Annotated in this window: 19 protein-coding genes; 10 read left to right on the forward strand and 9 right to left on the reverse strand. The window is 70.0% G+C overall.

Translation table 11 applies throughout. The features are described from left to right. Positions 1–173 precede the first annotated feature (173 nt). The 3 genes from ACBY01_RS15375 (at position 174) to ACBY01_RS15385 (ending at position 2,544) form a co-directional block, all read left to right on the forward strand. Entirely contained in the window at positions 174–410 is a 237-nt protein-coding gene (locus tag ACBY01_RS15375) for a hypothetical protein (RefSeq protein WP_416461832.1), read from the forward strand. Between the two features lie 134 nt (positions 411–544). Further along, entirely contained in the window at positions 545–1,636 is a 1,092-nt protein-coding gene (locus ACBY01_RS15380) for a pyridoxal phosphate-dependent aminotransferase (RefSeq protein WP_416461834.1), read from the forward strand. Further along, positions 1,636–2,544, forward strand: a complete 909-nt coding sequence (locus ACBY01_RS15385) for a prephenate/arogenate dehydrogenase family protein (RefSeq protein ID WP_416461836.1) — start codon at positions 1,636–1,638, stop codon at positions 2,542–2,544. Before ACBY01_RS15380 ends, ACBY01_RS15385 begins: the two co-directional genes overlap by 1 nt. 286 nt (positions 2,545–2,830) lie before the next feature. On the opposite strand, the gene ACBY01_RS15390 is transcribed toward ACBY01_RS15385, so the two are convergent. The 6 genes from ACBY01_RS15390 to ACBY01_RS15415 all read right to left on the reverse strand — a co-directional run bounded on the left by ACBY01_RS15390 (position 2,831) and on the right by ACBY01_RS15415 (position 13,015). Further along, positions 2,831–4,120, reverse strand: a complete 1,290-nt coding sequence (locus ACBY01_RS15390; RefSeq protein WP_416461837.1) for an adenylosuccinate synthase — start codon at positions 4,118–4,120, stop codon at positions 2,831–2,833. Positions 4,121–4,268: 148 nt separating this feature from the next. Next, positions 4,269–5,042: a TSUP family transporter gene (locus tag ACBY01_RS15395; protein WP_416461838.1), complete on the reverse strand. Its 774-nt coding sequence runs from the start codon at positions 5,040–5,042 to the stop codon at positions 4,269–4,271. A 102-nt stretch (positions 5,043–5,144) separates the two neighbouring features. Further along, positions 5,145–6,965: a cache domain-containing protein gene (locus ACBY01_RS15400; RefSeq protein WP_416461839.1), complete on the reverse strand. Its 1,821-nt coding sequence runs from the start codon at positions 6,963–6,965 to the stop codon at positions 5,145–5,147. A 170-nt stretch (positions 6,966–7,135) separates the two neighbouring features. Then, positions 7,136–10,474: an error-prone DNA polymerase gene (locus ACBY01_RS15405; RefSeq protein ID WP_416461840.1), complete on the reverse strand. Its 3,339-nt coding sequence runs from the start codon at positions 10,472–10,474 to the stop codon at positions 7,136–7,138. After that, positions 10,471–12,225, reverse strand: coding sequence for a DUF6504 family protein (locus ACBY01_RS15410; RefSeq protein WP_416461842.1), 1,755 nt, complete (start codon positions 12,223–12,225; stop codon positions 10,471–10,473). The genes ACBY01_RS15405 and ACBY01_RS15410 overlap by 4 nt, the downstream gene beginning before the upstream one ends. Before the next feature lie 70 nt (positions 12,226–12,295). After that, positions 12,296–13,015, reverse strand: coding sequence for an ImuA family protein (locus ACBY01_RS15415; protein WP_416461851.1), 720 nt, complete (start codon positions 13,013–13,015; stop codon positions 12,296–12,298). Positions 13,016–13,205: 190 nt separating this feature from the next. Here ACBY01_RS15415 and ACBY01_RS15420 point away from each other — a divergent pair, with 190 nt between their 5' ends. After that, positions 13,206–15,344 (forward strand): M3 family metallopeptidase, encoded by a 2,139-nt coding sequence (locus ACBY01_RS15420; protein WP_416461844.1) that lies wholly within the window; start codon positions 13,206–13,208, stop codon positions 15,342–15,344. A 215-nt stretch (positions 15,345–15,559) separates the two neighbouring features. On the opposite strand, the gene ACBY01_RS15425 is transcribed toward ACBY01_RS15420, so the two are convergent. Continuing rightward, on the reverse strand, positions 15,560–16,222 hold the full coding sequence (locus ACBY01_RS15425; RefSeq protein ID WP_416461852.1) for an HAD family hydrolase: 663 nt from the start codon (positions 16,220–16,222) through the stop codon (positions 15,560–15,562). Then, a complete protein-coding gene (locus tag ACBY01_RS15430; RefSeq protein ID WP_416461845.1) occupies positions 16,222–16,887 on the reverse strand; it encodes a YggS family pyridoxal phosphate-dependent enzyme in 666 nt (221 codons plus the stop codon). The genes ACBY01_RS15425 and ACBY01_RS15430 overlap by 1 nt, the downstream gene beginning before the upstream one ends. Before the next feature lie 22 nt (positions 16,888–16,909). On the opposite strand from ACBY01_RS15430, the gene ACBY01_RS15435 reads away from it, so the two are divergent. After that, positions 16,910–17,434, forward strand: a complete 525-nt coding sequence (locus tag ACBY01_RS15435) for a thiamine phosphate synthase (RefSeq protein ID WP_416461846.1) — start codon at positions 16,910–16,912, stop codon at positions 17,432–17,434. A 180-nt stretch (positions 17,435–17,614) separates the two neighbouring features. Here ACBY01_RS15435 and ACBY01_RS15440 read toward each other — a convergent pair whose 3' ends face one another. Further along, a complete protein-coding gene (locus ACBY01_RS15440; protein WP_416461853.1) occupies positions 17,615–18,322 on the reverse strand; it encodes a hypothetical protein in 708 nt (235 codons plus the stop codon). Positions 18,323–18,548: 226 nt separating this feature from the next. On the opposite strand from ACBY01_RS15440, the gene ACBY01_RS15445 reads away from it, so the two are divergent. The 5 genes from ACBY01_RS15445 to ACBY01_RS15465 all read left to right on the forward strand — a co-directional run bounded on the left by ACBY01_RS15445 (position 18,549) and on the right by ACBY01_RS15465 (position 24,897). Next, a complete protein-coding gene (locus ACBY01_RS15445; RefSeq protein ID WP_416461854.1) occupies positions 18,549–18,989 on the forward strand; it encodes a DUF3576 domain-containing protein in 441 nt (146 codons plus the stop codon). Between the two features lie 16 nt (positions 18,990–19,005). Next, positions 19,006–21,507 (forward strand): leucine--tRNA ligase, encoded by a 2,502-nt coding sequence (gene leuS / locus ACBY01_RS15450; protein ID WP_416461847.1) that lies wholly within the window; start codon positions 19,006–19,008, stop codon positions 21,505–21,507. Further along, entirely contained in the window at positions 21,504–22,013 is a 510-nt protein-coding gene (gene lptE / locus ACBY01_RS15455; protein WP_416461848.1) for an LPS assembly lipoprotein LptE, read from the forward strand. Before leuS ends, lptE begins: the two co-directional genes overlap by 4 nt. Continuing rightward, the gene (gene holA, locus ACBY01_RS15460; RefSeq protein WP_416461849.1) at positions 22,010–23,023 is read left to right on the forward strand and encodes a DNA polymerase III subunit delta; all 1,014 of its coding nucleotides are present in this window, start codon (positions 22,010–22,012) and stop codon (positions 23,021–23,023) included. The genes lptE and holA overlap by 4 nt, the downstream gene beginning before the upstream one ends. 302 nt (positions 23,024–23,325) lie before the next feature. Continuing rightward, positions 23,326–24,897 (forward strand): peptide chain release factor 3, encoded by a 1,572-nt coding sequence (locus ACBY01_RS15465; protein WP_416461850.1) that lies wholly within the window; start codon positions 23,326–23,328, stop codon positions 24,895–24,897. Positions 24,898–25,019: the final 122 nt, after the last annotated feature.

The raw sequence follows: 25,019 nt of genomic DNA on the forward strand, positions 1-25,019 counted from the left end.
CCGCCCGCTGCTCGGCCGAATAGTAGATCCGCTTGCGCTGCCTCATCGCTCACACCCTCCTCACCTCGAGAATGATGCGTTGCGACCACCGGTTGAACCCACAGTGGAAAGCGGTCGTTCGCTTAATCGTCAAAATGCTACAAGCTGCCGCGACGGTGACAGGAGCGGTGACGATGGACGAGGATTTGGCGCGCATCTTAGCGACGGGCGGAACCGTCGCTTCCAGAGAAATCGCCCGCTTATACGATCTGCTGGCGCAGCACTTGCCGGGAGATGAAGCGCTACGGCTTGGCCTTGTATCAGCTCTAGCTGAGATAGGTTCGAAAGTCATACAGCCGGCCTTCGACGCGCATCCCGGATTGCAAACCGAATTCGAGCATAGGATCGAAAAATACCACGCCGCGACTTGACTGCCTGCCATTGGGCGTTAGCGGTCTTCCCGTTGAAGGTTGAGGAGCCGGTCGACGTTCACCAGCCGGGGCCCTTCTTCTCTCCCCTCGCCCGCGCCTTGCCTTCGCGCAGGCGTTGCGCCACTGCCGACGCCATGAACGCTCCCGCTCCCAAGCCCTGGGTCCTCGACATCGCGCCTTATATCCCGGGCCGCGCGACCAGCGACGGCGACCGGCCGGTCGCCAAGCTTTCGGCCAACGAGAACCCGCTCGGTACCTCGCCCGCCGCGCGCGCCGCGTTCGAGGGCGCGCACGGCAGCCTGGAGCGCTATCCGGACCCGAGCGCGACCGTGCTGCGCGAGACGCTCGCCGCCGCGCACGGGCTCGATCCCGCACGCGTGATCTACGGCACCGGGTCGGACGAGCTGCTCCATCTGGCGGCGGGCGCCTATGCCGGTCCGGGCGACGAGGCGATCTACGTCCGCTACGGCTTCGCGGTGTACGACATCGCGATCCGCCGCGTCGGCGCGACGCCGGTGGTGGCACTCGACCACGACTATGCGACCGACGTCGACGCGATCCTGGCGGCGGTGACAGAGCGTACCACGCTGGTCTATGTCGCCAACCCCAACAATCCGACCGGCACCTTCACGCCGGCCGCGGAGATTGCGCGGCTGCACGCTGGCCTCCCCTCCCACGTGCTGCTGGTGCTCGACCAGGCCTATGCCGAATATGTCGAGCCGGAGGACGACGACTTCGGGCTGACGCTGGCCGAGACCCACGAGAACGTGTTCGTCACGCGCACCTTCTCCAAGATCCACGGGCTGGCGGCGGAGCGGATCGGCTGGGGCTATGGCTCGGCCGCGGTCATCGACGCGATGCACCGCATCCGCGCGCCGTTCAACGTCACCACCGCCGGGCAGGCGGCCGCGGTCGCCGCCGTCGGCGACACCGGCTTCGTCGAGCGCAGCCGCGCCCATAACCGGCAGTGGCGTGACTGGCTGGCGGGCGAAGTCGCCGCGCTCGGCAACGCCGGGCTGCGTGCGGTGCCGTCGGAGACCAACTTCCTGCTGGTGCTGTTCGAAGGCCCGGTGTCGGCCGAGACCGCCTACAACGGGCTGATGGAGGCGGGCTACATCACCCGCTGGCTGCCGGGCCAGGGCCTCGCCAACGGCCTGCGCATCACCATCGGCACCGAGGGGCAGATGCGCGGCCTGGCGCACGCACTGCGCGGAATCGTCGGCTGATGCTGCCCTTCGCCCGCGTCGCGATCGTCGGCCTGGGGCTGATCGGATCGTCGGTCGCGCGCGCGGTGCGGGAGGCGATGCCGGGCGTGCGGCTCACCGGCCACGACGCCGACCCGCAGGTCCGCGAGACGGCGCGGGCGCTGAACCTCGTCGACGACGTCGCCGAGCACCCCGGCGCCGCGGTGCTCGATGCCGAGCTGGTGGTGCTGTGCGTGCCGGTCGGTGCGATCGGCGCGGTCGCGGCGGAGCTGGCGCCCGATCTGCCCGAGGGCGTGATCGTCACCGACGTCGGGTCGAGCAAGGCCAGTGTTGCCCAGGCGCTGGGCCTCGCGCTGCCGGGCGTCACCGTCGTGCCCGCGCATCCGGTCGCCGGCACCGAGCGCTCGGGTCCCGAGGCAGGGTTCGCGACGCTGTTCCGCCACCGCTGGTGCATCCTGACGCCGGCCGAGGACGCCGATCCGGTCGCGGTCGAGCGCGTCGCCGAATTCTGGCGGCGGCTGGGCGCCGACATCGAGCAGATGGCGCCCGAGCACCACGACCGCGTGCTCGCCGTCACCAGCCACCTGCCGCACCTGATCGCCTACACCATCGTCGGCACCGCCTCCGACCTGGAGGAAGTGACGCAGAGCGAGGTGATCAAATATTCGGCGGGCGGCTTCCGGGATTTCACCCGCATCGCCGCATCCGACCCGACGATGTGGCGCGACGTGTTCCTCAACAACCGCGAGGCGGTGCTCGACATGCTCCAGCGCTTCTCGGAGGATCTGTCGGCGCTGCAGCGCGCGATCCGCTGGGGCCAGGGCGACGAACTGTTCGACCGCTTCACCCGCACCCGCGCGATCCGCCGCTCGATCGTCGAGCAGGGCCAGGACGACGCCCGCGAGGATTTCGGGCGGAGCCACGAGTAGGCAGCGGGCCAAACTCGCACCGTGCCCTGTCGAAGGCCGGGGTCCAGTTGGGAAGGCGGCAGTCGCAGGACGCAACCTCAGGTCACGGCATCATCCGTCACCTCGTTGTCGTGCTCCTGCGAACGCAGGAGCACAGGGTTGCGAGCGGTAACGAGGGTTGTTCTGCCTGGCCCTGGATCCCTGCCTGCGCAGGGATACCAAAGGGCATTTGCAGCGCCGCCGGAGCGACAATCACGATGGCGTTCCCAACTGGGCCCCGGCCTTCGCCGGGGTACAGTCAGGTGGATCAGTCCGCGAACGGATCGCGGACCAGGATCGTGTCCTCGCGCTCGGGGCTGGTCGACACCAGCGCGACCGGGCACTGGATCAGTTCCTCGACGCGGCGGATGTACTTGATCGCCTGCGCCGGAAGTTCCGCCCAGCTGCGCGCGCCGGCGGTCGATTCCTGCCAGCCGGCCATCGTCTCGTAGACCGGCTCGACCGCGGCCTGGTCGGCGGCGTGCGTCGGGTAATAGTCGAGCGTCTCGTCGCCGAGCTTGTAGCCCGTGCAGATCGCGATCTCGTCGAACCCGTCGAGCACGTCGAGCTTGGTGAGCGCGATGCCGGTCACGCCCGAGACGGCGACCGACTGGCGCACCAGCACCGCGTCGAACCAGCCGCAGCGGCGCTTGCGGCCCGTGACGGTGCCGAACTCATGCCCGCGCTCGCCCAGCCGCTGGCCGGTCGCGTCCTCCAGCTCGGTCGGGAACGGGCCCGAACCGACGCGGGTGGTATAGGCCTTGGCGATCCCCAGCACGAAGCCGACCGCGCCCGGGCCAAGGCCGGAGCCGCCCGCCGCGCTGCCGGCGATGGTGTTGGACGAGGTGACGAACGGATAGGTGCCGTGGTCGATGTCGAGCAGCACGCCCTGCGCGCCTTCGAACAGGATGCGGCGGCCGGCGGCGCGCGCCTCGTTGAGGTCGCGCCAGACGGGCCGTGCGAACGGGAGCACGAAGCCCGCGATCTCGCGCAGCTGCTCCAGCAGCGCGGCGCGGTCGATCGGCGGCTCGCCGAAGCCGGCGCGCAGCGCGTCGTGGTGCGCGGACAAGCGGTCGAGCTGCGGCTCGAGCGAGTCGAGATGGGCGAGATCGCATACGCGCAGCGCACGGCGGCCCACCTTGTCCTCGTACGCCGGGCCGATGCCGCGGCGGGTGGTGCCGATCTTGCCGGCGCCGCTCGCATCCTCGCGCAGCCCGTCGAGGTCGCGGTGGAACGGCAGGATCAGCGTGCAATTGTCGGCGATGCGCAGCGTGTCGGGGGTGACCTCGACGCCCTGGTCGCGCAGCCGCGCCACTTCGTCGCGAAGCGCCCAGGGGTCGAGCACCACGCCGTTGCCGATGACGGACGGCGTCCCGCGGACGATGCCCGAGGGCAGCAGCGACAGCTTGTAGGTGGTGCCGCCCACCACCAGCGTGTGGCCGGCATTGTGCCCGCCCTGGAAGCGCACGACCATGTCGGCGCGCTCCGCCAGCCAGTCGACGATCTTGCCCTTGCCCTCGTCACCCCATTGGGCGCCGATCACCGCCACGTTCGCCACGCCAGTTCCTCTTCGTGAAAAGCGGGGTTGCCCTAGAGGGCGGCGCCGCCCGCGTCCACCCGTCGAAGGCGCCGCCCCGCCTCCTTTCCGTTCGTCTCGCGTCGGGATCGCACGCGTCGGGGCCCCGTATCGAAAGCCGTATGGCCCGCTACAGCCAGGTCCACAGCGGATTGGCGGGATCGGCGAGCAGCTTGGCGGTCAGCGCGAACGACATCACCACCAGCAGCGGCCGCACGCCCTTGCCCCCGAAGCGGATCGCCAGCCGCGCGCCCAGCAGCGCCCCCGCCATGTTGGCGAGCGCCATCACCGCACCCAGCAGCCACAGGACATGCCCGCCCGCGACCATCGCCAGCAGCGCGGCGATGTTCGTCGACAGGTTCAGCAGCTTGGTGTTGGCGATGGCGCGGACCAGCCCCAGCCCGCCCAGCGCCACCAGCACCAGCGTCAGGAACGATCCCGTGCCGGGTCCGAAGAAGCCGTCGTAGAAGCCGATCGCCGCGACGATCAGCGCGATGCCCCAGCGCCCCAGCCGCGAATGGCGGTCGACGTCGCTCATCGCCGGCGCGAGCAGGAAATAGAGCCCCATCGCGATCAGCAGCACCGGCATCAGCGCAGCCAGGAACGCCGAGCTGACGTGCTGCACCGCAGTCGCGCCCAGCGCCGATCCCGCGAACGCCGCCAGCGCCGGCAGCGCGAACCGCCGCAGGTCGACGTGCCCGGCGCGCCAATAGGTGTAGAAGGCCGAGGAGGTGCCCACCGCGCTCTGCAGCTTGTTGGTCGCCAGCGCCGCGACCGGCGGTACCCCGCTCGCCAGCATCGCCGGCAGCGTCAGCAGCCCGCCCCCGCCGGCCATCGCGTCGATGCCCCCTGCCAGAAAGGCGACGACGGCGAGGAAGGCGAGGGTGTCGACGGCGAGCTGCATCGCCGTCGCTTAGAAGCCCGGGTCGCCCGCGGCTAGGTGGCGGCAGCATCGCGCGGGCGGCCCGGGAGAACGGGCCGCCCGCACAGGATTCTCGGCGTCGGTTCAGAACGCCTGCCAGTCGTCGTCCTCGGTCCGGACCAGCGCGGGGAGCGCGGCGGCGAGAAGCGGTTTCGCCGGCACGGTCAGGCTGGCGGGGAGACGCCGGGCGGCGCGAGCGCCCCCGCCATCGACCACGAAGCGACCAGCCTGGTCGGCGAGGCTGCCGACCTCGACTGCGAGGTTGCGCGCCGCAGCCGACGTCTCCTCGACCATCGCCGCGTTCTTCTGCGTCGACTGGTCCATCGCGCCGATCGTGCTGGAGATCTCGCTGATCGCCGCCGACTGCGCGCGATTGTCGCTCGCCATCGTGCCGAGCAGTTCGTGGACCTGCCCCACGTCGTCCGAAATGTCGGCGAGCGCGCCGTCGACCTTGCGCACCGCGTCGACCGCGGTGACGATGTCGCTCTGGGTGACGGTGAGCTGGTCGCGGGCGCGCTTGGCCTCCTCTTCGGCACGCATCGCCAGGGCGGAGACCAGGTCGGCGACCACCGCGAAGCCGCGGCCTGCGTCGCCCGCACGTCCGGCCTCGACCGCGGCGTTCATCGCCAGCACCCGCGTCTGGAACGCGATCTTGTCGAGCCCCTCGATTACGCTGTCGATCCCCTTGGCGCTTTCGGAGACGCGGCCCATCGCCTGCACCGCCTCGTCGGCGATCGCGCGGCCGCCGCCGACGGTGGTGATCGCCTGGTCGGCGCGCTCGACGGTGCGCGACGCGGCGAGCGCGGTCGCCTTCAGCCGTCCGTCGATCTGCACCAGCGAGGCGGAGGTCTCCTCCAGGCTGGCGGCGTTGGTTTCGGTGCGGCGCGCGAGGTCCTCGGACGCCTGGGCGATTTCACCCGATCCGGTCCGGATCGCCGCGGTGCTTTCCGACACCTGCGAGATCAGCCCGCGCAGATTGGCGAGCGCGTCGTTGAAATTGCCCTTCAGCGTCGCATAGTCGCCCGGAAACTCGACCGCGATCGACGCGGTGAGGTTGCCGTCCGACAGGCTTGACAGGTGCGAGGACACGGTCTCGACGACCATCTTCTGCTCGGCCTGGGCCTTGGCCCTGGCGGCATCGGCGGCGCGCTTGGCGATGTCGTTCTCGCGGAACACCTCGACCGCCTGCGCCATGCGCCCGACCTCGTCGCCGCGGTGCGTCCCGGGGATCTCCGAGGCGGTGTCGCCTTCGACCAGCGCGCGCATGCGGTCCGCAAGCGCGGTGACCGGGCGCGAGATCGACCGCGCGAGGAAGCGGTTGAGCAGGCCGACCGCGACCAGCACGATCGCCATCAGCGACAGCAGCGTCACCGCCTCGCGCCACAGCGCCGCGCGAATGTCGTCGACGTAGACGCCCGATCCGATCACCCAGCCCCAGGGCGCGAAGCCCTTCACATAGGAGATCTTGGGCTGCGGCTGGTCGCTGCCGGGCTTGGGCCAGCGATATTCGATCGTGCCCTGGCCGTCGCGGCGCACCGCCTCCGTCATCGCGGTGAACGGATGCACGCCGTCGGCATCGACCACCCCGGCGAGTTCCTGTCCGTCCATTTCCGGCTTGGTCGGGTGCATGACCATGCGCGGCTGCATGTCGTTGACCCACAGATACTCGTTGTCGCCGTAGCGCGTCCCCTTGAGGATGCGGATCGCCTCGGCCTGGGCCTGCGCCCGGGTGAGCGCGCCGGCGCGCTCCTGTGCGGCGAGGGTGGCGACGACGCTGTGCGCGGTCTCCACCACGTTGCGAGTCCGCTCCGCCACGGCGGCGTCCATTCGCCTGTTGGTGTTGATCAACATCATGGTGGCGACCAGCAGAAAGCCGATGACCGTACCCAGCGTGATGAATGCCAACCGCCCCTGTATCTTGATGCTATGCACGCAGTCCCCCAGACGAACCGTCCGTAATTTCCCTTAGTTGTTATAGAGGGGCGCGCGGCAGGGAGTCGGGACTCTCGAAGACTTGTTTTCGTTTTCAGCGGATTCCCAGGTCGAGCGCTGCGGACTGCGAGTCCTCGCACCGGCTAGTGGAAGTCGCGCGAGCGGATCGGGATCGCTTGTTCGGGATCGCAACCGGTGCGGAACGGGCGGTGATAGTGCGAGCGCGGCGTCCACACCGGCGGCTCGCGAGGATCGCGCGGGTCCGGGCCGCCGCCGTTGGTGGCGCCGTCGCCGCGGCCGGTGAGGCGCGGCAGGTCGATGTCGCCGATGCTGCGCAGCATCGGCGTGCGATCGACCACCCGGTCGGTGATGACGTGGATCACCTCTCCCTCGCGCTGCACCCGGCCGACGATCGACACCATCGCCGCCGACATGACGGTGCGCCGCTGCTTCTCGAACCGGTCGGGCCACAGGATCGCGTTGGCGACGCCGGTCTCGTCCTCGATGGTGAGGAAGAGGACGCCCTTGGCGCTGCCCGGCTTCTGGCGGACCAGGATCACGCCCGCCACCTCCACCCGCCGCCCGTCCTTGAGCGCGCCGAGCGCCTTGCACGGGACGACACCCTCCGCCTCCAGTTCGGCGCGCAGGAAGGCGAGCGGATGCGCGCGGAGCGACAGCTGGGTGGCGCGGTAATCCTCCACCACCTCGCGTCCGGCGGTGAGCGGCTCCAGCGCGACCGGCGCCTCCGCCACTTCCGGCGTCAGCCCGCCTTCGCGCGCGTCGGCGGCGGCGAACAGCGGCAGCGGCTCGGCCGCCAGCCCCTTGATCGCCCATAGCGCCTGGCGCCGATCGAGCCCCAGCGCCTGGAACCCGTCGGCGCGCGCGATCTTCTCCAGCGCGGCGAGCGGCACGCCCGATCGCCGCCACGCATCCTCCACCGAGGTGAAGGGCGCCTCGCCGCGCGCGATCACCAGCCGCGCGGCATCGGCGTTGGACAGGCCGTGCACCACCTTGAACCCCAACCGCAGCGGCAGGCGCAGCGCGGCGGCCGCCTCCAGCGCCAGCGCCTCCTGAGCCGCCCCCAGCAGCCGCGTGTCCCAGCGGCTGTCGTTGATGCACACCGGCCGCACCTCGACGCCATGCTCGCGCGCATCGCGGACGATCTGGGCGGGCGCGTAGAAGCCCATCGGCTGCGCGTTGAGCAGCGCCGCGCAGAACACGTCGGGATGGTGGCACTTCATCCACGACGAGGCATAGGCGATCTTGGCGAAGGACGCCGCGTGGCTCTCGGGAAAGCCGTAGCTGCCGAAGCCCTCGATCTGCTTGAAGGTACGCTCGGCGAAATCGCGGGTGTAGCCGTTGCCGACCATGCCCTGGACCAGCTTGTCGCGAAAATGGCTGACCCCGCCGGTGAATTTGAAGGTCGCCATCGCGCGGCGCAACGCGTCGGCCTCGGCCGGGGTGAAGCCGGCGCCGACGATCGCCACCTTCATCGCCTGTTCCTGAAACAGCGGCACGCCCAGCGTCTTGCGCAGCACCGCTTCCAGTTCGGGCTTGGGATATTCGGGCGTCTCCTTGCCCTCGCGCCGCCGCAGATAGGGATGGACCATGTCGCCCTGGATCGGTCCCGGGCGGACGATCGCCACCTCGATCACGAGGTCGTAGAATTCCTTCGGTTTCATTCGCGGCAGCATCGCCATCTGCGCGCGGCTCTCGATCTGGAACACGCCGAGCGTATCGGCGCGGCGGATCATTGCGAACGTCTTCGAGTCATCCTGCTGCAGGACGTCGGACGACAGCGTCATCGCGACCCCCTTGTGCTCGGCCAGCAGGTCGAAGGCGCGTCGCATGCAGCCGAGCATGCCGAGGCCGAGGATGTCGACCTTCATCAGGCCAAGCTCCTCGATATCGTCCTTCTCCCATTCCACCACTCGGCGATCCACCATCGCGGCGGGCTCGATCGGAACGATGTCGTCGAGCCGCGCATGTGCCAGCACGAACCCGCCGGGATGCTGCGACAGGTGTCGCGGGGTGCCGATCAGTTCCTGCGCCAGCTCCAAGGTCCGGGCGATGCGCGGATCGGCCGCGTCCAGATTGAGCGCCTCGACATGGCGCTGGCCGACGCCCTCTTCCGACCAGCCCCACACCTGGCCGGCGAGCGCGCCGGTCAGATCCTCGGGCAGGCCCATCGCCTTGCCGACCTCGCGAACGCTCCCGCGGGCGCGGAAGCGACTGACCACCGCGGCCAGCGCAGCATGGTCCTGGCCATAGGTCTCGTAGATCCACTGGATCACCTCTTCCCGCCGCTCATGCTCGAAGTCGACATCGATGTCGGGCGGCTCGTTGCGCGCGCCCGAGATGAAGCGCTCGAACAGCAGTTCGTTTTGCACCGGGTCGATCGAGGTGATGCCCAACAGGTAGCAGATCAGCGAATTGGCGGCCGATCCCCGCCCCTGGCACAGGATGTTCTGCGTCCGCGCGAACTGGACGATCGAATTCACCGTCAGGAAATAAGGCGCATAATCATATGTCCTGACCAGTTCGAGTTCGCGATCGAGCAACCCCGCATAGGCGGCAGGTGCGCCGTCGGGAAATTTGGCGGCGAGCGCATTCTGCGCGAGCCGGGCGAGCGCCTGCTGAGGATTGCGCCCGGACATCACCACCTCGTCCGGATAGCGGTACAGCGCCTTCAACTCGCGAGGCGAGAAGGTGCAGCGTTCCACCACTGCCTCCACGGCATGCAGCGCATGCGGGTGCTGGGCGAAGCGGCGGGCCATGCGGTCGGGGAGCTGGAGGTGCCGGTCGGCATGGCGTTCACGCCGAAAACCCAGGTCGTCGATGGTGCAGCGATGGCGGATTGCGGTCATCACGTCCTGCAGCATCCGCCGATCGGGTGCATGATAGAGCACGTCACCGGTGGCGATCGGGACAAGGCCGTAGCGCCCCGCTGCCTCGGCCAGCCTATGAAGGCGCAAGGCGTCGTCCGGTCGGCGGTGGTGCGTCAGCGCGACATGGCCCTCACCGCCGAAGATGTCGGCCATCCAGCGAAATGCCGCAGGATCGCCGAAGTCGGCGAGCCCCGGCACCAGTGCCGCTACCAGGCCCTGGGAGTGTGCCGCGACATCCTCCCAATGCAGGAAGCACTGCCCCTTCTCACCATGCTGCGCATCGGCGCGCAGCTTGCCGCGGGTGAGCAGCCGGGTGAGCCGGCTCCATCCGGCCAGATCCTCGGGCCACACCAGCAGCGACGCGCCGGACACCAGGTCCAACCGGCAGCCGGTCACCAGCCGGATCGGCGCGTGCTGCGCGCTGACCTCTTCGGCGGCGACCAGCGATCGGACGATGCCACCCATCGAGTTGCGATCGGTGATGCCGAGCGCCGGCATCCCCATCAGCGCGGCGGTCGCGAACAGTTGCCCCGGTGCCGAGGCGCCCCTCAAAAAGGAGAAATGGGTGGTGACCTGAAGCTCGGAATAGGTCACCCGAACACGCCCTGCAGAAACCAGCTGAGATCGCCGGTGACGCCGCGCTCGCCATCACCGCGACGGAACAGCCAGAACCGCTGGCCATTGTCCGCCTCTACCCGGAAATAGTCGCGCACCGCCTCGGCCTCGCAGCCGTTGCGCCACCATTCGCCGTGGATCCGCTCGGGTCCGTCGCCGCACGCCACCTGATAGCGGGTGCCACGCCAGGTAAAGCGCGCGGGCGGCTTGTCGGGCAGTTCGGCGATGACATGGTCGAGCCGCTCCGGCCGGCGCAGCATCCGCACCGGGCGCGGCCAGCGCGGGTGCCAGGGCAGGCACGCTCGACTCTGGTCGAGCCGGCGCACGTCGTCCTCGCGCAGGATCGATGCAGTCTCTCCTGGATCGGCAAGCGGCTCGGCACAGGACACTGAACGTTCGGGCACATCGCTCTCGACTCCGTGCGCGCGCCACAGCCGACCGCCGCCGATGCGATTAGCAATGGCATCGATCAAGGGTGCGAGGTCGGGCACCGCTTCGGCATCGAGCCGAGCGTCGACCGGCGTGGCCGCCAGCGGCTCGGCACGACGCACGTGCAGCACGAGCGCGTCGATACCGTAGCCGGGCGCGATCGTCTCGATACGCCGCGCGATCAGCCGCAACAGGTGCGCCGGGTCGCGGCTCGGCCGCGCCAGCCCGATGCGGATACGCTGCGGAACGCCGTCGATCCGTTCGGCAACCAGTTCCACCAGCCGGGCGCCCTTTCCCGCTGCTTCCAATGCGCCGGTCAGATGCGGCACCAGCCTTTCCAACCAGTGCACGATGGCTTCGGCTGTCGCGATCGGCTCGGCGAAGCGCTGCCCGACTGCGATCGGATCGTGCGGGATCACCGGATCGAAGGGTTCGGGCGCGTCCCCCACCGCCTGATCGAGCCTCAGCGCCAGTTCCGCGCCGAAGCGGCGCACCAGCGGCGCACGCGGCATCGCCAGCAGATCTCCGATCCGGTAGATACCCAGTCGCTGCATCAGTTCGATCGCCCGCGCGTCAATGCGCAAGGCCGCGACCGGTAGCGGTGCGATCGCGTCGCGATGCATGGCCGGGGGACATAGCCGAACGCCTGTCGCGCGGGGCGGCATGGTGTGCGGCTCGCGCGCGAGCGCCCAGGCAGCGCCGGCGGTATCGGCAATCGCCACCTGCGCGGCATAGCCGCGGTTCGCGAGCAACCGCACCATTCGGCGAGCCATCCTCGCTTCGCCACCGAACAGATGGGCCACGCCCGTCATATCGACGAACAGCATGTCCTCACCCGCCACCATGACCAGCGGCGACCAACGCCGCGCGGCAAACAGTGCCAGTTGCTCAAGCGCCACGCGATCACCCACCGCATCTGCCGGCATCGCGACCAGTCCCGGGACCTGCGCACGCGCCTGGGTCAGCGCCATTCCCTGGCGAATGCCCAGCGCTTTCGCGGCAGGACAGGCGGCGGCGATCAGCACCTGGCTGCCGACACGATGGCTGGTGACACGCGGTTCCGAATGCACCGGCAAAGCGCTGCGGACAGGAAGATCCGGCGTCCGCCCGCTTTCCCGGTTCGGCGCTCCCGGCGGGAGCGGCAGCCGCTTGAACGGGTGTTCGGCAGGTTCGCTCCTGCGGCCGAGTTCGCGCACTGGCGGACGCTGATGCGCTGGCATGCCAGCAATCGCCTCGGCGACCGCCGCTCGATCCGCTCGCGCCCAGCGCGCGCCGGGGCGCCAGCCGCCCTCGCGCGGCACCGAGCAGGCGTTGGCACGCTCGCCCTCGGCGGCGCGGCCCAGCGCGTCGAACGCGCCGGCGGCGCGCGCTTCAGGCGGCGCGGCGGTTCGCTCCCCCTGCCGCAGCCGGTCGATCGGCCAGTCGGGCAGGAAGAGCGCAGCGACCCGTTTCATCGCATGCCTCCACGGTCCAGTCGTGGGGCTCGCCGCCCTTCTGGCGGGCGAGCGAAAGCTTCCAGCGGGCACGGCCGACCCCGGCCACCGGCAGCGGCGTCGAAGGCGCGGCCGCTACCCGCCAGCGCGTCACCGCGGCCGAGGGCACCGCCAGCGGGTCCGCCCCCGCCCGCCCGTGGCGGCGCAGCAGCAGCGCGATGGTGCGCCCGCCCTCCGCCGCCAGCTGCAGCCGGCGGGTGGCGGTCATCGGCACGCGCTTGGCCTCGCCGATCACCGCGCCCAACCCGCGGTGGCGCAGCCCCTCCTCCATCAGCTGGAGCAGCTCGGCATCGTCCGCCGCCTCGGCATAGAGCACGCGGTGCGGCCCCAGCCCGACCTGGGCGAGCCCCGGCGCGAACAGGTCGCGGCGCCGCACCACCCACAGCACCGGGCCCCAGGCGCGCGCGGCGATTCCCGCCAGGAACAGCGTCGCCGCGCAATCGTCGGCCATGTCGGGCCCGGCGCCCGCCACTTCGTGCAGCGCGTCGAGCGCGAGCCCGCCGCCGGCGAGCGCCGCGTCGAGCGACGGCACGCCGAACGGCAGCACCTCGCGCCGGCGATAACGGCCGCATTCGATCGCACGCAGCTGCTCGCGCAGCTCGGCCAGGACGGGGGCTTGAGAAGAGGTCACAAGGGCTACGACTCGGAAGGACTCGATATGTTCCTATTCTGTTCTCTTGGTATCCGGAGTCAAGCTGCCGATCGCACGCCGCCACGGTCCGGCGCCACGGGTTGTCATTCGCTTCCCGATGCTTAGGCTCGCCCCAGTCCCCTTACCGGAGCCCGTAATGACCGCACGCCTGCGCGCCTTCCTGGCCGCGACCACGATCCTCGCCCTTTCGCCCGCCGGAGCCGCCATGTCGCAGACCACCCCGCCGGCCGCCCCCGCCGCCACGCCGCTGCTCAGCCCCTGGACCGGCCCCTATGGCGGGGTGCCGCCGTGGGACAAGGTGACGCCGGCGATGTTCCCCGCCGCCTTCCCGGTGGCGATGGCCGAGCTGCGCCGCGATATCGTGAAGATCCGCGACGACAAGCGGCCTGCCACCTTCCAGACCGTGATCGAGCCGATGGAGCTGGCCGGCGACACGATGGACCGAGTCGAGGCGATGTGGGGCGTCTATTCGAGCAACCTCGCCAACAAGGAAGTGCAGGCGATCGACCGCGAGTGGAGCCCCAAACTCTCTGCCTTCTACGACGAGCTCTACCTCGACCCCAAGCTCTTCGCGCGGGTGAAGGCGGCCTATGACGGCCGCGCCAAGCAGAAGCTCGATCCCCAGCAGCTGCGCCTGCTCGAGCGCACCTACCGCAGCTTCGTGCGCCGCGGCGCGCTGCTCACCGATGCGCAGCGGGCGCAGGTGTCGCAGCTCAACCAGGCGCTGTCGGTCGCCTACAATGCGTTCAGCGAAAAGGTGCTGGCAGACGAGGAGACCTGGATCGTCGTCGAGGATGCCAAGCAGCTCGCCGGGCTTCCCGACAGCTTCGTCGCCTCGCTCAAGGCCGCCGCGGACGAGCGCCAGCTCCCGGGCAAGTGGGCGATCGTCAACACCCGCTCCTCGGTCGCGCCGGTGCTCACCTACGCCACCGACCGGGGTTTGCGCGAAAAGGTATGGCGCGCCTTCGTCAATCGCGGCGACAACGGCGGCGCCAACGACACCAACGCGACCATCGCCGAGATCCTGAAGCTGCGCCAGCAGCGCGCCACGCTGCTCGGCTTCCAGAACCATGCCTGGTACCGCATGGACGACACGATGGCGGAGACGCCCGAAAACGCCATGGCGCTGATGATGCGCGTGTGGCCCGCCGCGGTCGCGCGCGTCCATCAGGAGGTCGCCGACATGCAGGCGCTCGCCAACCAGAGCGGCGCCAAGCTCACCATCGAGCCGTGGGACTATCGCTTCTACGCCGAGAAGGTGCGCAAGGCGAAGTACGACCTCGATGAGAGCGAGGTGAAGCCCTACCTACAGCTCGACAACATCCTCCAGGGCGCGCTCTATTCGGCGGGCCGGCTCTACGACCTCGATTTCAAGGAGAACACGGGGCAGATCCCGGTGTTCGACCCGGCGGTGCGCACCTTCGTCGTCACCGACAAGCGCGACGGTCACAACGTCGGCGTGTTCTACTTCGACGCCTATGCCCGCTCGGGCAAGCGCTCTGGTGCCTGGGCGACGGCCTATCGCCGCCAGCAGGAGCTGGGCGGCCACCGCAACGTGCTGGCGTCGAACAACAACAATTTCGTGAAGGGTGCGCCCGGCCAACCGACGCTCATCAGCCTGGACGATGCGAGCACGCTGTTCCACGAGTTCGGCCACGCCATCCACAGCTTCCTGCAGGACGTGCGATACCCCGGCCTCGCCGGCACGCCGCGCGACTTCGTGGAGTATCCCAGCCAGGTCAACGAGAACTGGCTGCTCACCCGCGACGTGCTCGACCGCTACGCCAAGCACTATCAGACCGGCGCACCGATGCCGCAGGCGCTGGTCGACAAGATCGAGAAATCCTCGACCTTCAACCAGGGGTTCGACACGGTCGAGTATCTGTCGTCGGCGATCGTCGACATGAAGCTGCACGATTGCGAGACGCCGGTCACCGACGTCGACGCGTTCGAGCGCGAGACGCTGGCGGAACTGGGCATGCCCAAGGAGATGGTGATGCGGCACCGCCTGCCGCAGTTCAACCACCTGTTCTCGTCCGACGCCTATAGCGCGGGCTATTACAGCTATCTGTGGTCGGAAACGATGGACGCCGACACCTGGGCGGCGTTCGAGGAGACCGGCAACGTGTGGGACAAGGCGACCGCCGACCGCTTCCGCACGGTGCTGCTGTCGACCGGCAACGAGACCGACCGCAAGGACGCGTACCGCAAGTTCCGCGGCCGCGACCCGGACGTCAACGCGCTGTTCAAGCGCCGCGGCTTCCCGGTGAAGTAAGGAAGGGGCGGGCTCCGGCCCGCTCCACCGCCCCTGTCATCCTGACGAACGTCAGGATTCGCAGCGGTTCCGTGTCCCCGCGCAGGCGGGGACCCAGGGCCAAGTAGCGCGCCGGTACCCCTGGGCTCCCGCCTGCGCGGGAGCACAAGGGTTGTTTGGAAGCAGTGTCTTCCTGGCAGGAAGGACTGGCAGACCGGGAAGTCGGCCCCTGCCCGTCAGGCGATCAGCCGCGCAACCTCGGCATAGTCCGCCGCGATGTCCTGGACGCCGATCGCCCGCAACACGTCGGGGTGGCCGACGCCGCAGTGCTGGCCCGCGCACAGCCCGATGACGTGCGCGCCCGACGCCACCGCGCCGGTCGCGCCTACCGGCGAGTCCTCCAGGATCACGCACCGCTCGATCGGCACCCCCAGCGCCTTCGCCGCATAGAGGTAGAGGTCCGGCGCCGGCTTGCCGCGCGCGACATGCTCGCGCCCGCTGAAGATCTTGTCCCCGAATGCGTCGCGCAGCCCCAGATGATCGAGATGCGCGGTGATCCAGCGGGTCGAGCTGGACGAGGCGATCGCACGCGGCAGCTCGGGCGGCAGCGCGCGGACGAACGCCACCGCGCCGGCGACCTCGGCGATGCCCTCCGCCACTGCCCGCGCATCCTCGGCGGCGCGCGCTTCGTGGAAGTCGGCCGGGATCGGGCGGCCGAGGAACGCCTCGACCTCGTCGAGGAAGTCCTTGCCCGCGCGGCCCATGAAGCGCGCCATCGCCTCGTCGGTGTCGATCGGATGGCCGGCGGCGGTGAGATAGTCGGCGAGCTGGCGGTTGCCCGCCCACTCGCTCTCCAGCAGCACGCCGTCGAAGTCGAACAGGATCGCGTCGAACCGCATCACCGCGCTCCGAACAGCGCGGTGCCGACGCGCACATGGGTGGCGCCCAGCGTCACCGCGGTCTCGTAATCGCCCGACATGCCCATGCTGAGCCCCGGCAGGCCGTGGTCCTCGGCCAGCTTGGCGAGCAGCGCGAACCAGGGCGCCGCCTCCAGCTCCAGCGGCGGCACGCACATCAGCCCCACCACCGGCAGCTCGGCGGCGCGCGCTTCGGCGAGCAGCGCGGGCAGGCCGGCGACGGCGACGCCGCCCTTCTGCGGCTCGTCGCCGATGTCGACCTGCACGAAGCAGGCGGGGCGGCGGTCGTGCCGGTCCATCGCCTTGGCGAGCGCGGCGACCAGCGACGGCCGGTCGAGCGAATGGATCGCGTCGAACAGCGCGACCGCATCGTCGGCCTTGTTCGACTGGAGCTGGCCGACCAGATGGAGTTCGAGATCAGGCGTCGCCTCGCGCAGCGCGGGCCATTTCGCCTGCGCCTCCTGCACGCGATTCTCGCCGAACGCGCGCTGGCCGGCGGCGATCAGCGGAGCGATCGCGGGCGCTTCGTGCGTCTTGGAGATCGCGATGAGCGTGGTGGCGCCGGCGGGGCGCTTGGCGAGGCGTTCGGCGCGCGCGATGCGGTCGCGCACCTCGGCCAGCCGCTGGGGGGCATCGTCGGTGGTCATCGCCGGCGCTATAGGAAGCGCGATGCGCCCCCGCCAGCCCCTCCCCCGCCTCTGGCTGATGACCGACGTCCGGATGGGCGAGGCGCTGTGGACCGCGCTCGACCGGCTGCCGCGGGGCGCCGGGGTGGTGTTCCGCCACTATCAGCTGTCGGCAAAGGAACGCGCCGCGCTGTTCGCGCAGGTTCGGCAGATCGCACGCAGGCGGCGGCTGGTGCTGCTGGTCGCAGGGGCGCCGCTGCCCGGCGCCGATGGCCGCCACGGCCCGCGCACCAGGGGGGGACGCGGGCTGGCGACGCGGCCGGCCCACCATCGCCGGGAGCTGATCGCCGCGCAGCGCGCCGGGGTGGACGCGGTCTTCGCCTCGCCAGTGTTCGCGACGCGCTCGCATCCCGGTGCCGCGGCGCTCGGGCGGGTGCGGTTCGGGCTGATGGTGCGCGATTCGGCGGTGCCGGTCATTGCGCTCGGCGGGATGAATGCGCGACGCGCCGAGGGCCTCGCGCGGTTCGGCATCCACGGCTGGGCGGCGATCGACGCCTGGGCACGCTAGGCGGGAGCGACCTTCAGGCCGCTGCAGCTTGGCTCGCGGGAGGGTCGGACCCTTCCAGCGTCTCTATCGCGCGAGTCGCGACCGATCTCTCGATACGCCATCTCGACAAGCTCGACGGCTACTCGAGACGAACGGGGGAGTGGGAGGGGGCCGCCGAATCCCGGACGCGCCCCTGCCCGATCAGAAGCGGAAGGCAGTGCCCACGTAGAGCGCCTGGTTGTCGCGGCGCGTGTCCTCGACCCGCATCAGCCGGTCCTTCTCGGACTTGTAGCGGACGCCTGCGGTGACATCGATGTGCCGGCTGAGCGAATAGGACCCGCCGACGCCAATCGCGCCGTTGGACGGTTCCGCCACCAGCTTGGGCTGGTTCGGCTGGTCGGCGCCCACCTTGCCGAGATCGACCGTGGCGGCGCCGGCGCGGCGCGCACCCTTGCCCAACCCGGTCGCGAGGCGATCGCGGCTGCCGGCCTGTGCGACGTCGAGCTTGGCGAGATCGCCGGCTGCGGCGAAGCGCTTCCAACCCACCGAGGTGCCGAGGTTGTAGGCGATGGGCGCAAGCGTCGGGCCGGTGTTGGCATCGACGGCGGCGTGCTCGGGCGCGGCGACCGGCTGGGTACGGGCGCGGACGGCGACGGTCACCGCGCGCTTGCCGACGCGCTGCCCCTCGGACGGCGTAAAGCGGAAGCTGCTGGTGTCGACACCGTTGCGGGCGAGAATCGCGGCCAGCTTGGGATCGGCCGACGACGGCGTGAAGCCGCCGATGCTGCCGATCGGCGGGGCGCGGCGGATCGCCAGCGCACCCGATGCTTCGGGAGCCCCGAGCGCAGGCGCAATCAGGACCACGGCAGCGCCGAGCGCTCCGATCCCCAATCCAGCCATGGCGCGCATCTTCAGCACCCTTTTTCTCCTCCCGCGTGACAATCGCGCTAGCATGATTCGGTTGCGCGGTTCCACCGCCCGTCGCGACTTTCCCCCGCACTGTTGTAAATCGCCCACAGCCCAGCGGCTTGGCAGGCTTCGGCCGCTCGTATGACGCCGGTCCCGCCAGCCGCTTGCGACTGTATCGCGACGCTCTATAGAAGCAGCGATGTTCCGTTCTTCCAAGGAAACGCCGATGATCCGCCCGTTGCGCACCGCGATCCTGGGTCCGCTCGCGATTGCCCTCACCCTCACCGCCTGCGGCCATCGCGGCGGCGGCATGAAGGGCGACCTCGCCGCCTCGCAGGTCACGACCATCGGCGTGAACAGCTATCTGTGGCGCGCCAGCCTCGACACGCTGAGCTTCATGCCGCTGCTGCAGACCGATTCGAACGGCGGCGTCATCGTCACCGACTGGTACGTCAATCCGGCCACGCCGACCGAGCGGATGAAGGTGACCGTCAGCATCCTCGACCAGGATCTGCGCGCCGACGCGCTGCGCGTCGCCGCCCTGCGCCAGGTGCAGCAGAACGGCCAGTGGGTGGAGGCGCCGGTCCAGGCCGCCACCGTCCAGAAGCTGGAAGACATCATCCTGACCCGTGCGCGCGACCTGCGCCGCGGCGCGCTGATCGGCTGAGGCAAGCACCCGTCCAATGGCCTCGCGTTTCAACGCCCTGAAGGCGGACGCGGCGTGGCAGAAGCTGTGGGAAGACCGCCGCACCTTCGCCGCCCGCGACGATAGCCCGCGTCCCAAGAGCTACGTGCTCGAGATGTTCCCCTATCCGTCGGGGCGCATCCACATGGGCCACGTCCGCAACTACACGATGGGCGACGTGCTCGCCCGCTTCCGCCGGATGACCGGCTACGAAGTGCTCCACCCGATGGGCTGGGACGCGTTCGGCATGCCGGCCGAGAATGCGGCGATGGAAAAGGGCGTGCATCCGGGCGGCTGGACGCGCGACAACATCGCGACGATGAAGGCGCAGCTCAAGCGCCTGGGCTTCGCGCTCGACTGGACGCGCGAACTCGCCACCTGCGAGCCGGACTATTACGGCCACGAGCAGGCGCTGTTCCTGCATTTCTATGCGGCGGGCCTGGTCTATCGCAAGGAATCGGCGGTCAACTGGGATCCGGTCGACATGACCGTGCTCGCCAACGAGCAGGTGATCGACGGCCGCGGCTGGCGTTCCGGTGCGCTGGTCGAGAAGCGCAAGCTCTCCCAGTGGTTCCTGAAGATCACCGACTTCGCCGACGAGCTGCTCGACGGTCTCCAGTCGCTCGACCAGTGGCCCGACAAGGTCAAGCTGATGCAGGAGAACTGGATCGGCAAGAGCCGCGGCATGAAGATCCGCTTCGCCGTGTCCGACGGCCAGCCGGTCGAGGTGTTCTCGACGCGGCCCGACACGATCTTCGGCGCGAGCTTCGTGGCGGTCGCCGCCGACCACCCGATCGCCCAGGCCGCCGCGGCCCGCGACCCGGAAGCGCAGGCGTTCATCGAGCGTTGCAAGCAGGGCGGCACCACCGCGGCCGAGATCGAGACGCAGGAAAAGCTCGGCTACGACACCGGCGCCACCGCGACGCACCCGTTCACCGGGCTGCCGATGCCGGTGTTCATCGCCAACTTCGTGCTGATGGAATACGGCACCGGCGCCGTGATGGGCGTGCCGGCGCACGACCAGCGCGACCTGGACTTCGCGCGTAAATACCAGCTGCCGGTGCGCCGCGTCGTCGCCGACGGCGAGCACCGCGATCCGCTGTTCGCCAGCGACGAGGCCTATACCGGCGGCGGGCCGCTGGTGAACTCCGACTTCCTCGACGGGATGGACGTGGACGCCGCCAAGGCCGCGGTGATCGCGCGAGGCGAGGCCGACGGCTGGGGCGAAGGCACCACCGTCTGGCGCCTGCGCGACTGGGGCGTCAGCCGTCAGCGCTATTGGGGCACGCCGATCCCGATCATCCATTGCGAGGACTGCGGCGCCGTCCCCGTGCCGCAGGACCAGCTGCCGGTCGTGCTGCCCGAGGACGTCAGCTTCGACGTGCCCGGCAACCCGCTCGATCGCCATCCGACCTGGAAGCACGTCGACTGCCCGAGCTGCGGCAAGCCGGCGCGGCGCGAGACGGACACGCTCGACACGTTCGCGGATTCGTCCTGGTACTTCATCCGCTTCGCCAGCCAGCCCGAGGACAAGCCGTTCGACAAGGACGTCGTCGCCCAGTGGCTGCCGGTCGGGCAGTATATCGGCGGCGTCGAGCATGCGATCCTGCACCTGCTCTACGCGCGCTTCTGGACACGCGCGCTCAAGCGCACCGGGCTGATCGACGTGGCTGAGCCGTTCACCGGCCTGTTCACGCAGGGCATGGTGACGCACGAAACCTACAAGTCCTCGGACGGCCGCTGGCTCGGGCCCGCGGAAGTGCAGGGCGGCGTGGAGATCGCGACGGGGGAGGCCATCACGGTCGGCCGCGTCGAGAAGATGTCCAAGTCGAAGAAGAACACCGTCGATCCGGGGCCGATCGTCGACCAGTATGGTGCGGACGCGGTGCGGTGGTTCATGCTGTCCGACAGCCCGCCCGAGCGCGATCTGCCGTGGAGCGAGGCGGGCATCGAGGGCTCGTGGCGCTTCGTCCAGCGGCTGTGGCGGCTGTTCGACGGCCTCGCCGAACAGGCGGATGCCGAGGGCGCCGACAAGGGCGTAGACCGCAAGCTGCACCAGACGATCGCCGGCATCGCCGTCGACGTCGAGGCGCTGGCGTTCAACAAGGCGGTGGCCAAGCTCTACGAGTTGGTCGGCACGATCGAAAAGGCGGGCCCCTCCGCCTCGCGTACCCAGGCGATCCGCACGCTGATGCGGCTGGTGGCGCCGATGGTGCCGCACATCGCCGAGGAAGCCTGGGCCGCCAACGGCGGCGACGGGCTGATCGCCGACGCGCCCTGGCCCGAGGTCGACGCCGCACTGCTGGTCGAGGACGAGGTCACCGTCGCGGTGCAGGTCAACGGCAAGCTGCGCGACACGCTGACGCTGCCCAAGGGCATGGCGCGTGAGGAGGCGGAAGCCGCCGCGCTCGCCTCGGCCAATGTCCAGCGCGCGATGGAAGGCAAGCCGCCGCGCAAGGTGATCGTGGTTCCCGATCGCCTGGTGAACATCGTCGCATGATCCGGCGCGCCGCCCCGCTGCTGCTCGCCTGCCTACCGCTGGCCCTCGCCGGCTGCGGCCTGCGGCCGCTCTATGCGGGCGGCGAGTCGGGGCCGGTACGCAGCGTCCTGTCGGGCGTCGAGGTGGCGCCGATCCCCGGCCAGAACGGCTGGCTGATGTCGACCGCGCTGCGCGACCGGCTGCGCGCCGAGGGCGCCCCGCGCTACACGCTCACCGTAGCGCTCGACGACGAGATCACCGGTCTCGGCGTCCGCCGCGACGATGCGGTGACTCGCGAGCGCCGCACGCTGCGCGCGCGCTATCAGCTGGTCGATGCCGCGAGCGGCGAGACGGTGCTCGACGCCACTGCGGGCTCCGACGTCGGCATCGACGTGGTGAGCTCCGAATATGCAACCATCGCCGCCGAGCAGTCGGCGCTGGAGCGGCTGTCGGGGATCGTCGCCGACCAGATCGTCGCGCGCCTCGCGCTCTATGCGCAGCGCACCACCCCGCCCGCCGGGCAGTGAAGGCCAAGCCCGACACGCTGGGGCCGCGGCTCGACAAGCCTGCGCCCGACATCCGCCTCTACCTGCTGCACGGCCCCGATGAGGCGGGGGCGGCCGAACTCGCGCAGCGGCTCGCCCGCGCGATGGGGCCGGAGGCCGAGCGCATCGAGTTCGAGGGCAGCGGGCTCAAGGCGCGGCCGGGCGCGCTTGCCGACGAGGCCGCGTCGCTCTCGCTGTTCGGCGGCGCGCGCTACATCCGCGTCAATGCGATGGGCGAGGAGTCGCTGGAAGCGGTGACGCTGCTGCTCTCGACCGAGCGTGCAGGGAACCCGGTGGTGGCGCTCGCCCCGTCGGTGAAGGGCACGGGCAAGCTGGTGAAGCTCGTCTCGGCCGCGTCCAACGCCTATGAATGCGCCTGCTATGTGCCCGATGCGCAGGCGGCCGGACGGCTCGCGACCGCGCTCGCGCGCGACCACGGCCTGCGCCTGGCCCATGAGGCGGCCGAGCGGCTGGCGGTGGCGAGCGGCGGCGACCGCGCGATCCTGGCGCGCGAGATCGAGAAGCTGGCGCTGTTCCTCGACGCCGCCCCGGACCAGCCGCGCGACGCCGGCCTCCCGGCGCTCGACGCGATCGGCGCGGACCTGGGCGAGGCGGAGATGTTCGGGGCGATCGCCGCGATCGTCGGCGGCGATGCCGCCACTGCCGGCGCGGAAGTCGCGGCGCTGGAGGCCGGCGGCAATCATTCGGTGCCGCTGCTGCGCATGACCGTGCGCAAGCTGCTGTCGCTCGCCGAGATGCGCGCCGAGATCGACGCCGGCGACCGCCCCGCCGACGTGATCGAGCGCCACCGCGTGTTCTTTCGCGAGAAACAGCCGACGATGGACGCGCTGCGCCGCTGGAGCGCGCCGCAGCTTGCGCGCGCGATCGATCGACTGCGCCGGACCGAGCGCGCGACCATGTCGGGCGCGAGTGCGGGGGACGTGCTGACGGCGCACGTTGCGGTGGCTGCGGCGCGGAGCGTGCGGCGGTAGGGGGGCTGCGCCCGCCTTTCCCTCCTTCTTCCACCCCTTCCACACCCCACCCCGTTCATCCCGAGTAGCCGTCGAGTAGCGGCGGAGCCGCGTATCGAGACGGCGTATCGAGGGAGGGTTGTCGCGCGACCGTACCTCGATACGAGCTCTCGATACGCTGCTTGCGCAGCTACTCGATCTCTACTCGGCACGAACGGGAGGAGGAGGTGAGGGAGCGCCCGGCTCCGGCACCACTCCCCCTCTTTTGACGCCCGGCCAAAAGCAGGGCAGGGCATCGCGCGACTCTCGATCCTGGAATCCCGATGCCCACCGCTTCCGACCGCCGCACCTTTGCGATCATTTCCCACCCCGACGCCGGCAAGACCACGCTGACCGAAAAGCTGCTGCTGTTCGGCGGCGCGATCCACCTGGCGGGCGAGGTCAAGGCACGTGGCGCCGCCCGGCGCGCGCGTTCCGACTGGATGAAGATCGAGCAGCAGCGCGGCATTTCCGTCACCTCGTCGGTGATGACGTTCGAGCGCGACGGCGTGACCTTCAACCTGCTCGACACGCCGGGCCACGAGGACTTTTCGGAGGACACCTATCGCACGCTGACCGCGGTCGATTCGGCGGTGATGGTGATCGACGTCGCCAAAGGCATCGAGAGCCAGACGCGCAAGCTGTTCGAGGTCTGCCGCCTGCGCAACGTCCCCATCATCACCTTCGTCAACAAGGTCGACCGCGAGGGGCGCGCGGTGTTCGAGACGCTGGACGAGGTCGCCGACCTGCTCCAGCTCGACGTGACGCCGATGACCTGGCCGGTCGGTATGGGCGGCACGTTCGAGGGCATCTACGACCTGCGCAGTAACCGCCTGCTGCTGCCCGAGGGTCCCAGCCGCGAGTTCCAGGGCAAGGTGGTCGAGACGACCGGACTCGACGATCCCAAGCTCGACGAGCTGCTGTCGGCCGAGGGCCTCGCCAAGCTGCGCGAGGACGCCGAGCTGGCGATGGCGGGCTATGCCGAGTTCGACGGCGAGGCGTATCGCAACGGCGACCTGACGCCCGTCTATTTCGGCTCCGCGCTCAAGGAGTTCGGCGTCGATTCGCTCATCAAGGCGCTTGCCGAGCACGCGCCGCCGCCGCGCCCGCAGCCGGCCGAGCCGGCGCCGGTCGACCCGAGCAACCCGGAAGTCACCGGCTTCGTGTTCAAGGTCCAGGCCAACATGGACCCCAACCACCGCGACCGCATCGCGTTCATGCGGCTGTGCTCGGGCACCTTCAAGCGCGGCATGAAGCTGACGCCGACCGGCCACGGCAAGCCGATCGCAGTGCACTCGCCGATCCTGTTCTTCGCGCGCGAGCGCGAGCTGGCGGACGAGGCGTTTCCGGGCGACATCATCGGCATCCCCAACCACGGCACGCTGCGCGTCGGCGACACGCTGTCGGAGCGCGCCGACGTACGCTTCACGGGGCTGCCCAATTTCGCGCCCGAAATCCTGCGCCGCGTGGCGCTCAAGGACCCGACCAAGACCAAGCAGCTGCGCAAGGCGCTGGACGACATGGCCGAAGAGGGCGTGACCCAGGTCTTCTACCCGGAGATCGGCTCCAACTGGATCATCGGCGTGGTCGGCCAGCTCCAGCTCGACGTGCTGCTCAGCCGGCTCGATGCCGAATACAAGGTCGCGGCCGGGCTGGAACCCGCGCCGTTCGACACCGCGCGCTGGGTGTCGGCCGAGGACCCGGCGGACTTGAAGGCATTCGCCGACCTCAACCGCACCGCGATGGCGAAGGACCGCGACGACAACCCGGTGTTCCTCGCCAAGTCGGCGTGGGAAGTGGGGTATGTCGCGGACCGCTACCCGAGGGTCCGCTTCGCCGCCACGCGCGAGCGGTAAGTGCCGTGCTCCTGCGCAGGTGTAGTGTTTCGTGAGGTTGAGGAGGCGTTCAGCGGGCGCCTGGTAGTCAAGGCATCGCAATCGGGTGTGGTTATAGTCGCGGACGAAGGCACGGATGAAGC

Source organism: Sphingomonas mangrovi (assembly GCF_047975845.1).
In the GTDB taxonomy this organism is placed as follows: Bacteria; Pseudomonadota; Alphaproteobacteria; order Sphingomonadales; family Sphingomonadaceae; genus Sphingomonas.

Excerpts from the sequence above, each read along its gene's own strand:
- lptE (WP_416461848.1), top strand. The coding sequence starts at position 21,504 with ATGATCCGGCGCGCCGCCCCGCTGCTGCTCGCCTGCCTACCGCTGGCC.
- leuS (WP_416461847.1), top strand. The coding sequence starts at position 19,006 with ATGGCCTCGCGTTTCAACGCCCTGAAGGCGGACGCGGCGTGGCAGAAG.
- ACBY01_RS15375 (WP_416461832.1), top strand. The coding sequence starts at position 174 with ATGGACGAGGATTTGGCGCGCATCTTAGCGACGGGCGGAACCGTCGCT.
- ACBY01_RS15430 (WP_416461845.1), bottom strand. The coding sequence starts at position 16,887 with ATGACCACCGACGATGCCCCCCAGCGGCTGGCCGAGGTGCGCGACCGC.
- ACBY01_RS15440 (WP_416461853.1), bottom strand. The coding sequence starts at position 18,322 with ATGCGCGCCATGGCTGGATTGGGGATCGGAGCGCTCGGCGCTGCCGTG.
- ACBY01_RS15425 (WP_416461852.1), bottom strand. The coding sequence starts at position 16,222 with ATGCGGTTCGACGCGATCCTGTTCGACTTCGACGGCGTGCTGCTGGAG.
- ACBY01_RS15385 (WP_416461836.1), top strand. The coding sequence starts at position 1,636 with ATGCTGCCCTTCGCCCGCGTCGCGATCGTCGGCCTGGGGCTGATCGGA.
- ACBY01_RS15380 (WP_416461834.1), top strand. The coding sequence starts at position 545 with ATGAACGCTCCCGCTCCCAAGCCCTGGGTCCTCGACATCGCGCCTTAT.
- ACBY01_RS15420 (WP_416461844.1), top strand. The coding sequence starts at position 13,206 with ATGACCGCACGCCTGCGCGCCTTCCTGGCCGCGACCACGATCCTCGCC.
- ACBY01_RS15445 (WP_416461854.1), top strand. The coding sequence starts at position 18,549 with ATGATCCGCCCGTTGCGCACCGCGATCCTGGGTCCGCTCGCGATTGCC.
- ACBY01_RS15435 (WP_416461846.1), top strand. The coding sequence starts at position 16,910 with ATGCGCCCCCGCCAGCCCCTCCCCCGCCTCTGGCTGATGACCGACGTC.
- ACBY01_RS15395 (WP_416461838.1), bottom strand. The coding sequence starts at position 5,042 with ATGCAGCTCGCCGTCGACACCCTCGCCTTCCTCGCCGTCGTCGCCTTT.
- ACBY01_RS15465 (WP_416461850.1), top strand. The coding sequence starts at position 23,326 with ATGCCCACCGCTTCCGACCGCCGCACCTTTGCGATCATTTCCCACCCC.